The organism is Streptomyces sp. NPDC046303, from assembly GCF_055588085.1.
Window position 1 is genome coordinate 300,192 of the sequence record NZ_JBVJFA010000003.1, and the last position, 14,949, is coordinate 315,140.

Sequence of the window (14,949 nt, forward strand, 5' to 3'; positions counted from 1 at the left end):
CAACGTGTGACGCTGCCAACTGACCAGTCCTGTACGGCAGTAGGTGACAAGGGGGCGTCAGTGTCGACGCACGAGCTCTACACCAAAGACCCGGGCGAGGGCGTCTGGCAGATCCCCTCCGCCGGCTCGGCCCGTTTCAACTGGGAGTACGACGAGGGCCGCGAACGCCTCCTCGCCCTCTACCAGAAGGGCAAGGACAAGCAGTGGGACGGCGCCAAGCGCATCGACTGGGACATCGAGGTGGATCCGTACGATCCGCTCGGCACCCCGGACGAGGTGCTGACCCTGTACGGGACGCGGCACTGGGCCAAGCTCACCGAGCGCGACAAGGGCGAGCTGCGCCGGCACTACGCCTCCTGGCAGTTCAGCCAGTTCCTGCACGGCGAACAGGGCGCGATGGTGTGCGCGGCACGCATCGTGGAGTCGGTGCCGGACCTGGACGCGAAGTTCTACTCCGCCACCCAGACCATGGACGAGGCCCGGCACGCCGAGATCTTCGGGCGGTTCCTGCACGAGAAGGCCGGGATGCTGTACCCGATCAACAACAGCCTTCAGGAGCTGCTGGGCGACACCCTGCGCGACTCCCGCTGGGACATGCCGTACCTGGGCATGCAGGTGCTCATCGAAGGGCTGGCGCTGGCCGCCTTCGGCATGATCCGCGACACGACCGACAAGCCGCTGCCGAAACAGATCCTCGCGTACGTGATGCAGGACGAGGCCCGGCACGTGGCGTTCGGGCGGATGGCGCTGCGCGACTACTACAAGCAGTTGACGGACGCCGAGCTGCGCGAGCGCGAGGAGTTCGTGATCGAGGGCTGCTACCTGATGCGGGACCGGCTGCGCGGGGTGGAGGTGCTGGAGAACTTCGGCATTCCGAAGAAGGAGGCCGAGCAGTTCAGCGAGCAGTCGGAGTTCCTGGCCCTGTTCCGCAGGCTGCTGTTCAGCCGGATCGTGCCGTGCGTGAAGGACATCGGGCTGTGGGGCGAGCGGCTGCAGAAGGCGTACCTGGAGATGGGCGTCTTCGAGATGGGCGACTCGAACCTGGACCTGCTGATGAGCCAGGACGAGGAGATCGCCGAGGCCCTCGACCGCGAGCGGTTCGCGGCCGAGGAGTCCGAGCGGGTGGCGGAGGTGCGGGCGGCGATCTCCGACGGAGCCGGCGCCCCCTAGAGCCCTGTCGTGCCGCGGGCCGCTACGGCGCGATCGGCAATTGGCGCTTGTGCTCGGTGAGCCGGTAGCGGCGGGTGATGATCTCGAAGGCACGCCCGTCCACCGGCTTGCCCTCCAGGAAGTCGTCGATGTCGTCGTACGTGACGCCGAGCGCGTCCTCGTCGGCCTTGCCCGGGTCGAGGGTCTCCAGGTCGGCCGTCGGGGTCTTCCACACCAGCTCTGCGGGGGCGCCCAGGGCGTCCGCGACGGCGCGCACCCGGCGCTTGGTCAGGCCGGTCAGCGGGACGAGGTCGGCGGCGCCGTCGCCGAACTTGGTGAAGAAGCCGGAGACCGCCTCGGCGGCGTGGTCGGTGCCGACGACGAGGCCGTCGTGCGCGCCGGCGACCGCGTACTGCGCGATCATGCGCTGGCGGGCCTTGATGTTGCCCTGGACGAAGTCCTGGTGGTGCGCGTCGCGGAAGGCCACTCCGGCGGCGAGCGCCGCCTCGAGGGCGGCGTCGCTGGCCGGCTTCACGTCGACGGTCAGGACCTGGTCGGCGCGGATGAAGGACAGGGCGAGCTGGGCGTCCTTCTCGTCGGCCTGGACCCCGTAGGGCAGGCGCATGGCGTAGAAGACGGCCTCGTGCCCGGCCGCGCGGGCCCGCTCGACGGCGAGCTGGCACAGCCGCCCGGCGGTGGTGGAGTCGACGCCGCCGCTGATGCCGAGCACCAGGGAGCGCAGGCCGGTCGAGGTGAGCCGCTCGGTGAGGAAGGCCACCCGGCGCTCGATCTCGCGCTCCGCGTCGAAGGTCTCGCTCACCAGGAGTTCCCGGGCGATCTCTCGCTGCAGTTCGGTGGACGCGGGCTCGCTCACGGCTTCTCCTCGGGTTCGTGCGTGGGGGTGCCCCGAAACCCTAGTCGACGCGTGCGGAGCCGGACCGGGGGCCGCGAAGCCGGGCGGGGAAACCAGCCGGGGAAGCAGCCGGGGAACGCGCCGCGAAGCCCGCCGCGAAGCCAGCCGGGGAACGCGCCGGGCCGTATCTCACCGCGCCGCGAGCGCCGCCTCCATCACCGCCCGCGCGATCGGGGCGGCGGCCAGGTTCCCGCTGATGTCGCCGCGGTTCGCCGCCGCGTCCTCGACCACCACGGCGACCGCGACCGCGGGCAGCGGCGCGCCCTCGGCCCTGGCCCAGGAGATGAACCACGCGTACGGGGTCCCCGCGTTGCCGACGCCGTGCTGGGCGGTGCCGGTCTTGCCGCCGACGACCGCACCCGGGACCGCCGCGTTCTTGCCCGTCCCGTCCTCCACCACCTTCACCATCAGCTCCTGCATCCGCAGGGCGGTGGCCGGGTTCATGGCGCGGCCCAGGCTGCGCTGGTGGCCGCGGCGCACCGGGGATCCGTCGTCCTGCGTGGTCCCGTCGACCAGGTAGGGGGACTTCAGCTCGCCGCCGTTGGCGACCGCGGCCGCCACCATCGCCATCTGCAGGGGCGTGGCGCGGGTGTTGAACTGTCCGATCGCGGACAGGGCCAGCTGGTCCTGGCTCATGTCGGTGTCGAAGTTCGACCGCGACACCCACGAGGGGACCCGCAGGCCGTCGCGGTTGAAGCCGAACCGCTCCGCCGCCTCCACCATGCCGCGCAGCCCGACCCGCACGCCGATCTTCGCCATGACCGTGTTGCAGGACCACTGCACCGCCTCCGCCATCGAGGCGTCCTGGCAGCCCGTGGCCGCGTTCGGCAGGAGGGTGCGGGTGCCGGGCAGCGGGTAGGGGTCGGGGGTCTCGGTGGGCGCGTCCACATCGGTGACCACGCCCGCGTCGAGGGCCGCCGCCGCCGTCACGATCTTGAAGGTGGAACCGGGCGGGTAGGTCTCGCGCAGCGCCCGGTTGAGCATCGGCCGGGCGGGGTCCGCGTTCAGCCGCGCCCACTCCGCCTTGACCCGGGCTCCCGTACCGGAGAGCGCGGCGGGGTCGTAGGAGGGGCTGCTGACCAGCGCGAGGATCTTCCCGGTGGCCGGCTCCACGGCCGCCACCGCGCCCCGTTTGCCCGCGAGCCCCTGGTACGCGGCCTGCTGCATGCCGGCCCGGATGGTGGTGGCCGCGTTCCCGCCGGCCGGGCGGCCGCGCGTCAGGTCGTACCAGAGGGGGAAGGCCGAGAGGCCCGGGTCCGTGCCCGCGAGGAGCCCGTCCTCGGCGCGCTCCACGAAGCTGGTCCCGTAGGTCTGGGAGGAGAAGCCGGTGACGGGCGCGTACAGCGGGCCGTGCGTGTAGGTCCGCTCGTAGCGCAGCAGTTGGCCGCTGTCGCGGGAGCCGGTGACGGGGCGCCCGTCGACGAGGATGTCCCCGCGCGGCTGCGCGTAGCGCTCGATGGCGGGGCGCTTGTTGGCCGGGTTCGCGCCGTAGGCGGCGGACTCCCAGACCTGCACGCGGGCGATGTTGACGAGCAGGGCGACGAGCAGCAGGGCGCAGAAGTACGCGCACCAGCGGATGTAGCGGATCACCCGGGGGGCTCCTGTGGTGCGGGCCTGCGGGCGCTGTCGCTGAGCCGGACCAGCAGGGCGACGATGATCCAGTTGGTGACGACGGAGGAGCCGCCCTGGGCCAGGAAGGGCATGGCCATGCCCGTCAGCGGGATCAGCCCGGTGACGCCGCCCGCGATGACGAACACCTGGAGCGCGACGATCGAGGCGAGGCCGGTGGCGAGCAGGCGGCCGAAGGGGTCGCGCAGGGCGAGCCCGGCGCGGAAGCCGCGGGCGACCAGGAGCCCGTAGAGGAGCAGGATCGCGGCGAGGCCGACGAGGCCGAGCTCCTCGCCGGCGGTGGCGAGGATGAAGTCGGACTTGGCGGCGAAGCCGATGAGGAAGGAGTGGCCGTGGCCGAGCCCGGCGCCGAGCAGGCCGCCGGCGCCGAAGGCGAAGAGGGACTGGGCGAGCTGGCCGGGCCCTTCGCCGCGCTCGATGGAGGCGAAAGGATTCAGCCAGTCGTCCACGCGGCTGTTGACGTGCGGTTCGAAGGTCCCGACGGCGTAGGCGCCCAGCCCGGCCAGGACGAGGCCGATCGCGATCCAGCCGATCCGTCCGGTGGCCGTGAACAGCATGATCACGAACAGTCCGAAGAACAGCAGCGAGGTGCCGAGGTCCCGCTCCAGGACCAGGACACCGACGCTCAGCGCCCAGATCGTGAGGATCGGGCCGAGGACCCGCCCGGGCAGGAGGCGCAGCTTCCAGAAGAGCCGGCGGCCGGTGAGGGCGAGGGCGGTGCGGTTCGCGGCGAGGTAGGCGGCGAAGAACACGGCGAGCAGGATCTTGGCGAACTCGCCCGGCTGGAAGGAGAGTCCGGCGAACCGGATCCAGATGTGGGCGCCGTTGACCGCCGGGAAGAAGACGGGGACGAGCATCAGCGCGAGGGCGGCGGTGACGGAGAGGTACGCGTACCGCTGGAGGACCCGGTGATCGCGCAGGGCCACGACGGCGAGGACGAAGAGCGCCACCCCGAGGGCGGACCAGCGCAGCTGGTCCCCCGCGGCGAGGTGGCCGGGGGTGGTGGCGTCCAGGCGCTGGATGAGGACGAGGCCGAGTCCGTTGAGCAGGACGGCGATCGGGAGCACGAGGGGGTCGGCGTACGGGGCCCGGAACCGGACGGCGAGGTGCGCGAGCAGGGCGGCGACGGCGAGGCCGGCGGCGTAGTGGGCGGCGGGGCCCGGGATGCGGCCGGTGGTGGCGAGGCCGACGTGGAGGTGGCCGAGTACGGAGATCAGGACGGCGCCGGCGAGGAGCGTCAGCTCGACACCGCGCCGCTTGGGGGCGCCGGCGTCGGGAGGCGGGGGCGGGGCGGGCTCCGCCACCTGTGCCGTCAGAGCGGTCATGGGGGAAACGTAGCAAGGGAAGGGATGCTATGTCCGCTTATGTCATAGTGTGCCGAAGAGTCGTCATAAACGGTCGGAACCAGGAGCCGAGCCCTATGGGACCTGTGGAGTTCATCGTCCTCGCCTTCCCGGAGGAGCAGCTGCGGGTGCCGGCCGTCGAGGCGGTGATGGGGCTGCGGAAGACCGGGGTGGTCCGGCTGATCGACGGGCTCGTCGCGACGCGGACGGCGGCGGGCGAGGTCCTCGCGGCGGAGTTCGACGAGTTCGTGGAGCTGCAGGGCCTGCTGACGGGCCGGGACGTGGCGCGGCTGATCGGGCCGGAGGACGTACAGGAGGCGGCGCAGCTGCTGGAGCGCGGGAGCTGCGCGCTGTTGCTGCTGGTCGAGCACGTGTGGGCGGAGGACGCGGCGATCGCGGTACGGGCGGCGGGCGGGCGGATCGTGGGCTCGGTCCGCATCCCGGCGGAGCGGGTCCCGGCGGACACCCGGACGGGGGTGGCCTGATGTTCATCCGGCCGGTGGGGGTCACGGTTCGCGCGGTGGACCGCCCGGCGGGCCGTCCGCTGCTGCGGGGGCTGCTGGCGCGGGCGGCGGGCGCGGCGGCGCAGGGCACGGCGGAACCGACTCCCCGGGGGCTGCTGGGCCGGGCGGTGCGGGCGGCGCAGGACGCGGGGCACCCGGGCCGGGTGGAGTGGCATCCGGAACCCGAACCGGAACCGGAGCCCGAACCGGACCTCGAACCGGAGCCGGAGCCGGAGGGGGAGCCGGGACCGTGGCCTCCGGACCCCGACGGCCCCGGGGAGCCCCCGCCGGCCCCCGCCGCTCCCCCGACGGGCCTGGTGGCGGAGCTCACCCAACTGGCGGACCTGGCCCGCGAAGGCCTGCTCACGCCGGAGGAGTTCACCGCGGCCAAGGCCCTTCTGCTGCGGGGCTGACGGCGCAGGGCGGCTCAGCGGCCGGTCCGCCGGGAGGCGGCCGCCTTGCGGACCAGGACGAGGACCGCCCACACCAGCAGGACGTTCACCACGGCGCCGCCGACGAGCGGGACCAGGAGGCCGAAGGGGTTCGCCTCCCCCGGGTCCCCCGCCCCGGCCGGCGCGGCCGCGGGAAAGAGCACGAAGACGGTGACGAGGAGCGAGCCGGGCAGGGTCGCGAAGTACAGCGGGACCGTGGCGTCCGGCGGCGCGTCCGCGAGGGCGGCCGCCGTCACACCCGCCGCGACCAGTGCGACGTACAGCGCGGCCACGAAAGGCAGCAGCCGGGCGGATCGCCTTGGCCTCATGTGCGGCACGTCCCCTGGGAGGTGTGGAAATGACGGAGAGCCCGGGCCCCCTTCCTGACGGAAGGCCGGCCCGGGCTCCATTATGCCACCACGGGATTGAACGCGTTCAATCAGAACTTGTTGCGCACCACGCTCCTGAGGTTCTTGCCCAGCTTGTCCCAGTAGCCCTTGGCGCGGTTCTCGCTGCAGGTCCGGCCGCAGATCGCCGCCGCTCCGCCCAGCTTGCCGCGGACCTCGAGCTTCATCCGGCCCTTCGACTTGTACAGGTCGAAGCCGATCCAGCCGCCCGGCCAGTCCGGGTGCCCGAAGCGGGCGCCCAGCTGCAGGTAGCTCTTGCCGATGCTGTTCACGTTCATCGGGAAGTACATCGAGATGCCGTGGACCACCGGCCAGAGCGTGAAGTCCTGGCCCTCGTGCGTGATCTTGTTCGGGCGGCCGGGGATCGGGAAGATCGCCTTGAAGTGGTTCTTCCAGTACTTGAACACCGACTTGTCGGACGCGCCGGTCTTGCCGAGGTCGTAGTACCGGTAGTAGCTCGCCTGCCCGCTGACGTCACTGCAGCCGACGGGGTCGCCGCTGCAGTAGCCGTAGGCGTTGGAGCCGCCCGCGTACTTCGGGTCGGACTGCAGGAAGCGGCCCGTGGACGGCTCGTAGACGCGGGCGCCGGTGAGCGCCAGGCCGCTGAGGGTCTCGCTGGAGACCTGCGCGGAGCCCTTCCAGCCGTAGCGGGCCGCGCCGGTGTCGTCGAGCGGCACGCCGTACTCGTCGTAGCGCTGGACGACCGAGGCCGCCGGGTTGCCCAGGTCCAGCCGCACCGCGACGTCACCGCGCAGGTTCGCGAACTGCAGGACGACACCGCCCGCCTGGCCCGTGGTGGCACCCAGCGCGCCGGTGATGTCGTTGACGAAGCGGGTGATGCTGCCGTCGGCTTCCGAGAGCCAGTCGGGGCTGGTCGACTCGTCGCCGTAGTGCTGCGTGGACGTGGCCGTCGTCGTCCAGACACCGTCGGTGCCCTGGGTCTGGGAGGTGGCGACGGCGGCGCGGCCGGCGGCGTCCAGGTCCCAGATCCGGCGCTGCGTGCCCACCGTCTCGGAGCGCAGCTTGTCACCGGCGAAGTACTCCAGCTGCACGCCGCCGTTGGCCGTGGTGCGGCCGAAGGCGTCGTACGTGCGGCCCGTCAGCCGGTCCGCGCTGTCGTAGGTGTAGGCCTGCGTCGCGGTGACCGCGTCCGCGGTCCCCGGGTCGCAGTCGTCGGCCGTCGAGGACTTGGAGGTGCGGTTGCCGTTCGCGTCGAACGCGTAGCCGCGCACGACGCAGCCGGCCGTGCCCGAGTCGGTGACCTGGGTCAGGCGCCCGGTCGAGTCGTAGCGCAGTCCGCTGGAGACCGTGGCTCCGTCGGTCTGGGTGTGACCCGCCTGCCGCCCGGTGATGTGGTACTCGGCGACGTCGGCCAGCGCGATCACGCCGGCGGAGTCGGTGTACTGGCGGGAGACGACCCGGCCCGTGGTGTCGGCACCCAGCTTGAGCTGGTAGCCGCCGGGCAGGTTCTGCGAGACGAGCCGGCCCTCGACGTCGTAGCCGGCGGTGAAGGTGCCCGCGACCGAGTCGGTCATGGTGCCCAGGTCACCTGTGGCGGTGTAGCCGTAGGTGGTGGAGGCGGAGGTGGAGTCCGAGGTCTTCACCGGCCGGTCCATGGCGTCGTACTCGGTGCGGGTCGTGTTGCCGGACCCGTCCGTGTACGAGATCAGACGGCCGAGGGCGTCGTGGGCGTAGCTCACGGTCTGCCCGTTGGACGTCTGGGACTTGGTCTTGCCGGTCTCCGCGTCGTAGGCGAAGACGGTGTCCGACATCGCGGTGCCCGGTCCGCCGCTCGCGGAGGCCTTGGCGCGGCGTCCGGCGTCGTCGTAGGTGATGGTGCTGGTGACGGTGGCGCCGTTGGCGGTCTTGGCCGTGACGGCGACGCCGCCCCAGCGGTTGTACTGGTAGGTGGTGGTGGCCAGCTCGGCGGGGTTGGAGCCGCCGCCGGTGACCGTCGCGGCGGGAGCCGTCTTGCAGAGCAGACCGGCCCACTCCGGGCGGGCGGCGCACTCGCCGCTGCCCGTCGCCGTGTAGTACGTGTACGTGAGCGTGCCCGCGTCACTGCCGTTGGAGGCGGCGACGCTGGTGGTGGCCAGCCGGCCGTCCGCCCGGTAGGTCGCGCGGGTGTTGGCCAGCTGCTTGCCCTGGTCGTCCTTGGTGGTGACCTCCTCGCCGGTGGCCCAGTTGTACGTCGTGACCGTGGTGCGGGTGTCCGCGTCCTGGGCGTACCCGTCGATCGACGCACCGGTCACGCTGGAGGTGACCTGGCCGGACACCTCGGCGCCGGCGGGGCGGCCCTCGTCGTACTTGTTCGCGGTGTGCAGGCGCACCGGGACCTGGGAGCCCGCGGGCAGTGCCGGATTGGCACCGGAGGCGGCCACGTCACCGATGAGCACGGCCTGGTGGACCGGGCCGTAGCTGTCGAGGAGGCGCTGGCCGTCCGCGGAGTAGACGCTGGTCTCGGACAGGCGCTCGGCGCGCTCGGCCGTGGACAGCGCCGTCAGACCGAGCGCGGAGAGAGTGGCCGCGGCGTCCGGGGCGGTGCCCAGGGCGAGTGCGCGGTTGGCGGCGCTCAGCGAGGAGACCGGGTTGGCGTAGGCGTCGTACTCGGTGGTGGTCAGACCGCCGCCGGGGGTGGAGGTGTTGGTTTCCCGCCCGTTGGCGTCGATGTAGGTCAGGCTCGCCCGGGCGTAGGCGGTGGCCGTGAGGTCGCCGCCCGTCGAGGAGGCCGGGACGGAATCGGCCGGGAAGACCGCGGTCGCGTCGGCGGGGACCTCGTTCTGCGCCCAGGTGGCGACGGTGGCGGCGTCCATGGCGAACGGAGCCTTGGTGCCGCTGACCGGCACGTCGTAGACGACGGTGCTGACGGCCTCGCCCGAGACGGTGGTCGCCGAGCCCTGCGCGAGGGTCGGGCGGGTCACCTTCAGGAGCATGCCCTCACCGGCGGTGAGGGAGGAGCCGGCCTTGCCGTAGTGGAAGTTCCACGGCAGCTCTTCGCCGGGCTTCATCCAGAAGACCCGGTTGCCCGCGTCGTAGGAGTACTGGACCTGCGTGGCTTGCGAGTAGTGGGGGTTCCACTGCTGGCGCAGGCGCCCGTCCTTGTCGTACCGGTAGACCGACAGGACCTCGTCGCGTGCGGTGGCCGCGCCGGGGTCGGTGGCCCAGAGCTTGATCTCCTTGACCTGTCCGGCGAAGTCGCCGAAGTCGGCCGCGGTCGACCAGCCGGTGGCGGTGGTGGCCGTCGCGTAGACGAACTCCACGACCCGGCAGCCCTTGGTGGACGGGGTGGCCTGGCAGGTGGCCGCCGTGACGCCCTCGGTGGGCGAGATCAGGTACTTCGGACGGGCGACGGTCTCGGTGCCCATGACCACGGTCTCCGAGACCTGCGTGACCGTGGAGTCGTCCACGGCCGCCGCGGAGGTGGCCAGGGTCCAGGTGGTGGATCCGGCGGCCGCCTTGGTGAAGACGTTGACGCTCGCGTCGCCGGTGTCGCGCAGGGTGAAGGAGCCCGAGGTGAGGGATCCGGTCAGGGTGAGCGTGCCGGCTCCGGCCTCGGCGGCCCAGCCGCCGCCGGAGGTGGCGGTGAACGCGGTGGAGGAACCATCCGCGTCGAGGATCTCCACGGAGGTCGCGGAGGTCTTGCGCAGCTGGGTGTAGCCGCTGCCCGAGGTCTGGGCGACGACCGAGGAGACCCAGCCGGGACCGTAGATCCGGGCCTGGCCCTCGGAGTCGGACGGGTTCGCCCGGGAGGAGGCGGTGCGTGCCACGGACACCTCGAACGCGGAGACGTCCTTGGCGCTCAGGCGGTAGTCACCGGTGAGCAGGTTGAGGGATCCGGGGCCGACCGAGGTGGTCGGCGCCTCGCCGGCGTTGCGGTCGACGGTGACCGTCGCCTCCGGGGAGGCGTCCGAGAGCGTGCCGTCGGTGAAGACCGCGCGGACGTCGACGGGGCCGTCGTTGGTCAGCGTGTCGGTGACGTTCCAGTACAGCGACGCGGGCTTGCCGCCGGTGACGGCGACGGGCCAGGCGGTGATGGCGGTGCCGTCGGAGCTGCGCCGGACGTTGGGCGCCGGCACGTCCTTCCAGGTGTCCGCCTCGCCGTGGCGGTACTGGTACCGCACGCCCGTGTAGGTGGTCCTGCCCTCGGCGAGCAGGGGGACGCGGCGCGCGGGCCGGTCGCCCTCGGAGGGAGCGGTCAGCGCCGCGCCCTTGCCGGCCGAGAAGACGTACGTGACGTCGGCCGAGGCGTTGCCGGCCGCGTCACGGGTGTGGGCGGTGACGGTGTGCGGACCCGCCTTGAAGGTGAGGGTCCGGGCGACGGCCGCACCGGTCGTCGCGACGGTCACCCAGGCGCCGGAGTCCAGTCGGTACTGGATGTCCTTCACGTCGCTGGTGGGCGGGGTGAAGGTGAAGGAGCCGGAGAAGTCGCCGTTGGCGTCGGCCGTACCGGACCACTGGCCGGCCGGGAAGGCCGCCGAGGAGACCGCGGTGGTGGCGGGCTTGGTGGTGTCGACGGTGAAGGTCTGCCAGGCGGACCAGGTGCCGTTCCAGGTGGTGCCGTCGTAGACGGCCGCGCGCCACTTGTAGCTGCCCGGCGCGAGGGCCGTCGCGGGGGTCCACGGCGCGGCCACGCCGGAGGCGGTGAACGCCGACTTGCCGGTCTGCAGGGCGGCGGTGCCCGTCGAGGTCCAGATCTCGTAGCTGAGCTGGACGGTGTTGCCGTCGGCGTCGGTGGCCTTGCCGGTCAGCGTCGGCGTGGTGTCGCCGGTCGCGGTGCCGGACAGCGGCGAGACGGGGACGGCCGCACCGGGCTTGGTGTTGTAGTTGACCGTCAGCGAGGGCTCGTAGGCGGCGTTGTGCGCGCCGTCGGTCTGGTTCGCCGAGTGGTAGCGGCGCCATGTGAGGGCGTCGCCCTCGTTCACGGCCGCGATGCGGACGCCGTGGTTCGGCTGGCCGTCGGCCCAGGCCTGGACGATCGCGTCGACGTCCCAGGAGACGTGGCCGGCCGGGCATGTGGAGTTGTAGCCCTTGGCGGCGGTCGAGGTCACGGCGCCGGCGGTCGTCGTCGCGGGCTGGTTGGCCCAGGTGATCGCGGACGGGTCCCAGGCGGCGGTGATGCGGCTCACCTGGTTGCCGGAGTTGGCCGTCGAACAGGTCGAGGAGTAGTACGAGTACAGGCGCAGGTCCGTGTCGAGGATCTGCTTGCCCTTGTACTTGTCGACGTTGAACTGGAGGAACGAGCGGGCCTTCTCGGCGCCGTTGTACGTACCGGCCTTCAGCTCGGTGGAGCCGCGCTGGGAGGTCAGGTAGTCGTCGTACTGGATCCAGGTGTCGGTGACCGGGCCCATCAGGGAGTCGGTCGGGTCGATCGTCACCGGGTAGGTGAGCTTGGGGTCGCGCAGGAACTCGAGGCTCGGCTTGAGGACCAGGACCTGGCCCTTGCCGCCCTTGGCCTCTTCGACCTCCACCTCGACCGGGGCTATGTGCTCGGCGTCGCCGGAGGCGCGGTCGTAGGAGGAGTCCCACATGACCGGAGCGGGCGCGGTCGCCTTGGCCTTGTCGGCCGCGTCGTTCCAGCGCAGTCGCTTGTCGGCGGTCTCGGAGAGCTTCAGACCGGTCGCCTCGACCGGAATCCGGTATTCCACAGCCGTCTTGGGCGCCTCATGGAGGACGACGGAGTGGGAGAAACCTTCCTTCAGGGCGGTGACGACGAGGTCGCCGCCGCCCGCGACGGCGTTCTTGTACGTCGCCGTCGAGCCCTTGAGCTGCGGTGCGGGCAGCTTGTCCTGCCAGCCGATGCCCAGGGACTGGCCGTCCCGGCCGACCTTGACGAGGGCTTCGCCCGAACCGCCGTCCGAGAGCGCCACGTCGGCCGCCGCCGACTTCGGGCGCACGACGTCACCGGCGTCCACGAGGCTGGTGTCGATGGGCTGCCAGCGGCCCTGCGCGTCCTTGACGCGGATGGGGCCGGTGTACGTCTGCACCGAGGTGCTGCCGTTCGGCTCCGCGAAGGAGGTGGTCGAGTCGGTGCGCTCGTCCAGGATCTCGATGGGGCGCTTCTGCAGCCGCGCCAGCAGGTGTGCGGTGGCGGCGTCCTGGGCTTCGGCCGGTCCGAGCGCCGGCTTGGCGGCCGGCTTCGGAGCGGGCGGGGCGGCGACGGCCGCCTGCGCGACGAGCACGGTGTTCGCGGCCAGCACCAGCGCCGCCATACCGGCGACCGTCCTGATGCGCCGGGAGGAACGACCCCCCGCGGAGCGGGAACGACCCGTTTCCGCCGGGGATATGTGAGGTCTGTTCAACGAAGTACTTTCTCAAGGGAAGGTAAAACGGAGCCGATACTCGCAGCTCAAAATCCCCCCGGCAAGGGCCAAAATCTCACCCCGCCCTACCGCCTTGCTGGCAGCGCGAGTTACCCCTCCACACCCTCGCCACCACCGGCGTGGGGGCAGGCGACACGACAAACCGCGACTCCGACTCGCGGGGCAGCTGCTCTGCCGACCTGCGCCCGGCGTCACCACCGTCGTTCGGCAGACTCAACATTGCCGACAGCCGTGGTGAACTCGCGGCCGGACGCCACTCGGACATACGCAAGCTCCACCCAATGCTCGTACGCGGCAGAGTCCGAGACGTTCTCGTTGATCACAGCCATCAGCTCACCCTCGACGCCGGACGCGATATCGCGCACTCGTCGACGCAGAAGTCGGTGCGGCACGTATGCGTATCGCTCACTCACCGGATGCTCCGCCAAAGCTGTCGAGGAAGCGCTCCCAACCTGCCAGCGCCCGATCGAGCAGGTCCGGACTGGGCCCAACCGCCAGAGACACCCTCACGACGAGATGCCCCTCAGCGTCGCCGCCGAGTACGCAGCGGCGGTCAGGGACGTCCATGCAGACAGGAACCACACGCATGTGCTCACTCCTCTACAAGGGTCGAACTCCATCACTCATGCATAGGAGTGACATGAAGAAGAGTGCCTGACTCCTATGCATGAGTCAACCCGCCGCGAATCCGAACTCGTGGCGGGCTGAGGTTGATTGAGGAATCGTCAGTCTGTAGCGGGCATCCGATATTCGAGTACGAACTGATCGGCGGCCATGAGGGTGTCACACACCTCCACCACCCGCCCCTCGACCGTGACGGCGTTCCTCACCAAATGGATCACGGGCGCGCCCGGGCTCAGCGCGAGCTCCGACGCCTCGGCTTTTGCGGCAGGCCGCGCCTGCAACGTCTCGACGAACTCGGCGAAGACGTGACCGTGCTCCTCCAAGCGGGCATAGATGCCACCGCCCCCAGGATTTTCGGCGAAGAGTTCCGGGATGTCGCGGACCACGTCCCACGGCAGGTACGACGTCGCAGACTCCACGGGAACGCCGTTACGGAAGTACAGGCGTCGGCGAGCAAGCACCTGGGCTCCCCCATCCACACCCAGCCTCTCGGCAATTTCATCCGGCGCCGCAATCGGCCCGATGTAAATGACGCTCACCTTCGCGACGGCGCCGGACTGCTCCGACTCAGCCAGATAGGCAGCCTTGCCGTCCTGCCGCAGCGACCGGCGAAAACGGTCCGACGACCGATGGCGCACCGGGGGACGGGCCTTCACGTAAGAACCCTTGCCATGCCTCGTGTCCACGAGGCCACTCGCTCGGATCTCCAGCATGGCCTTGCGAACGGTCCCGCCCGAGACGCCGTAGCGCTCGGTCATGTCGGACTCGCTCGGAACTTGATCTCCCGGCTTCAGGGAGCCGGCGCGGATCTGCTGGACGATGTCCTCGGCAATCTGCAAGTACCGCGGTACGGCCTTGCCCCCTCCTACAGTTACTCCCATAGTCCTTCGCTTCCTCCTATGCTCATGTACATGAGTAACAGTGCCCAGTCGGACAGGTCAACGCCGCGCCACTCCGTATCCGTAGCCGGGGCGGTCGTGCGGGATGACGGCCGGCTGCTGGCGATCCGCCGGGCGGACAACGGGGCGTGGGAACTTCCGGGCGGCGTCCTGGAGCTGGCCGAGACCCCGGAAGAAGGACTGCGACGCGAGGTCCTGGAGGAGACCGGCCTCCACGTCGAGGTGGGTCAGCTCACCGGCGTATACAAGAACGTCGTGGCGGGCGTGGTGGCCCTGGTGTTCCGATGCAAGCCCTCCGGCGGTACCGAACGCATCACCGCCGAGACCACGGCCATCCAGTGGCTCACGCCCGCCGAGGTGTCCGAGCGGATGTCCGAGGCATACGCGATCCGCCTACTTGACGCCCTCGACGCGCAGACCCCTCACGTGCGAACCCATGACGGACGACGCATCCTCAAAGCCCGCTGAGACTCATCAAGACCGCCATCGCGCCTGTCGGATCCCGATGCGCATCTGCCCACCGTCTCAGTCCGGCTCGGCCCCAGACGGCCGCCGGACGCCAAAACGGAAGGAGCACGTAGCGATCTGACGCGTAGGCAGCGCCTCGGCTTCGCTCTCCGGTCGGGCCGGGCGGGGGTGTGCCAGCCCAGGGCCAGGCCCTGCATCGCTGATGTCCCCGATTGGTCATCGTGAACCAGTGGACCGTTCTTTTGGGGGCTTCCCGACAGTCC

Annotated in this window: 11 protein-coding genes; 4 read left to right on the plus strand and 7 right to left on the minus strand. The window is 71.1% G+C overall.

Going from position 1 to position 14,949, the window contains the following annotated elements; genetic code table 11:
- Positions 1-60: 60 nt before the first annotated feature.
- Positions 61-1,170: a ferritin-like domain-containing protein gene (locus tag ACZ6I1_RS04870; protein ID WP_469283113.1), complete on the plus strand. Its 1,110-nt coding sequence runs from the start codon at positions 61-63 to the stop codon at positions 1,168-1,170.
- A gap of 22 nt (positions 1,171-1,192) precedes the next feature.
- Here ACZ6I1_RS04870 and nadE read toward each other — a convergent pair whose 3' ends face one another.
- From nadE to ACZ6I1_RS04885, 3 genes are all read right to left on the minus strand, one after another.
- A complete protein-coding gene (nadE, locus tag ACZ6I1_RS04875; protein WP_469283115.1) occupies positions 1,193-2,023 on the minus strand; it encodes an ammonia-dependent NAD(+) synthetase in 831 nt (276 codons plus the stop codon).
- 168 nt (positions 2,024-2,191) lie between these two features.
- Complete coding sequence (locus ACZ6I1_RS04880) at positions 2,192-3,652, minus strand: penicillin-binding transpeptidase domain-containing protein (protein ID WP_469283117.1); 1,461 nt, start codon at positions 3,650-3,652, stop codon at positions 2,192-2,194.
- The gene (locus tag ACZ6I1_RS04885) at positions 3,649-5,016 is read right to left on the minus strand and encodes an FtsW/RodA/SpoVE family cell cycle protein (protein ID WP_469283119.1); all 1,368 of its coding nucleotides are present in this window, start codon (positions 5,014-5,016) and stop codon (positions 3,649-3,651) included. Before ACZ6I1_RS04885 ends, ACZ6I1_RS04880 begins: the two co-directional genes overlap by 4 nt.
- 95 nt (positions 5,017-5,111) lie before the next feature.
- Between ACZ6I1_RS04885 and ACZ6I1_RS04890 the strand changes: the two genes are divergently transcribed.
- Positions 5,112-5,519, plus strand: a complete 408-nt coding sequence (locus ACZ6I1_RS04890; protein WP_469283121.1) for a DUF6325 family protein — start codon at positions 5,112-5,114, stop codon at positions 5,517-5,519.
- Entirely contained in the window at positions 5,519-5,950 is a 432-nt protein-coding gene (locus ACZ6I1_RS04895; protein ID WP_469283126.1) for a hypothetical protein, read from the plus strand. Before ACZ6I1_RS04890 ends, ACZ6I1_RS04895 begins: the two co-directional genes overlap by 1 nt.
- A 14-nt stretch (positions 5,951-5,964) precedes the next feature.
- Here the strand turns inward: ACZ6I1_RS04895 and ACZ6I1_RS04900 are convergent, their stop codons facing one another.
- The 4 genes from ACZ6I1_RS04900 to ACZ6I1_RS04915 form a co-directional block, all read right to left on the minus strand.
- Complete coding sequence (locus ACZ6I1_RS04900) at positions 5,965-6,297, minus strand: hypothetical protein (RefSeq protein WP_469283128.1); 333 nt, start codon at positions 6,295-6,297, stop codon at positions 5,965-5,967.
- Between the two features lie 110 nt (positions 6,298-6,407).
- Positions 6,408-12,584 (minus strand): DNRLRE domain-containing protein, encoded by a 6,177-nt coding sequence (locus ACZ6I1_RS04905; protein ID WP_469283130.1) that lies wholly within the window; start codon positions 12,582-12,584, stop codon positions 6,408-6,410.
- A 302-nt stretch (positions 12,585-12,886) separates the two neighbouring features.
- The gene (locus tag ACZ6I1_RS04910; RefSeq protein ID WP_469283133.1) at positions 12,887-13,108 is read right to left on the minus strand and encodes a hypothetical protein; all 222 of its coding nucleotides are present in this window, start codon (positions 13,106-13,108) and stop codon (positions 12,887-12,889) included.
- Between the two features lie 312 nt (positions 13,109-13,420).
- Positions 13,421-14,200 carry a GntR family transcriptional regulator gene (locus ACZ6I1_RS04915; RefSeq protein ID WP_469283136.1) on the minus strand — a complete coding sequence of 260 codons (780 nt, stop codon included), beginning with the start codon at positions 14,198-14,200 and terminating at the stop codon, positions 13,421-13,423.
- Between the two features lie 18 nt (positions 14,201-14,218).
- On the opposite strand from ACZ6I1_RS04915, the gene ACZ6I1_RS04920 reads away from it, so the two are divergent.
- The gene (locus ACZ6I1_RS04920) at positions 14,219-14,686 is read left to right on the plus strand and encodes an NUDIX hydrolase (RefSeq protein WP_469283138.1); all 468 of its coding nucleotides are present in this window, start codon (positions 14,219-14,221) and stop codon (positions 14,684-14,686) included.
- The last annotated feature ends 263 nt before the right edge of the window (positions 14,687-14,949 follow it).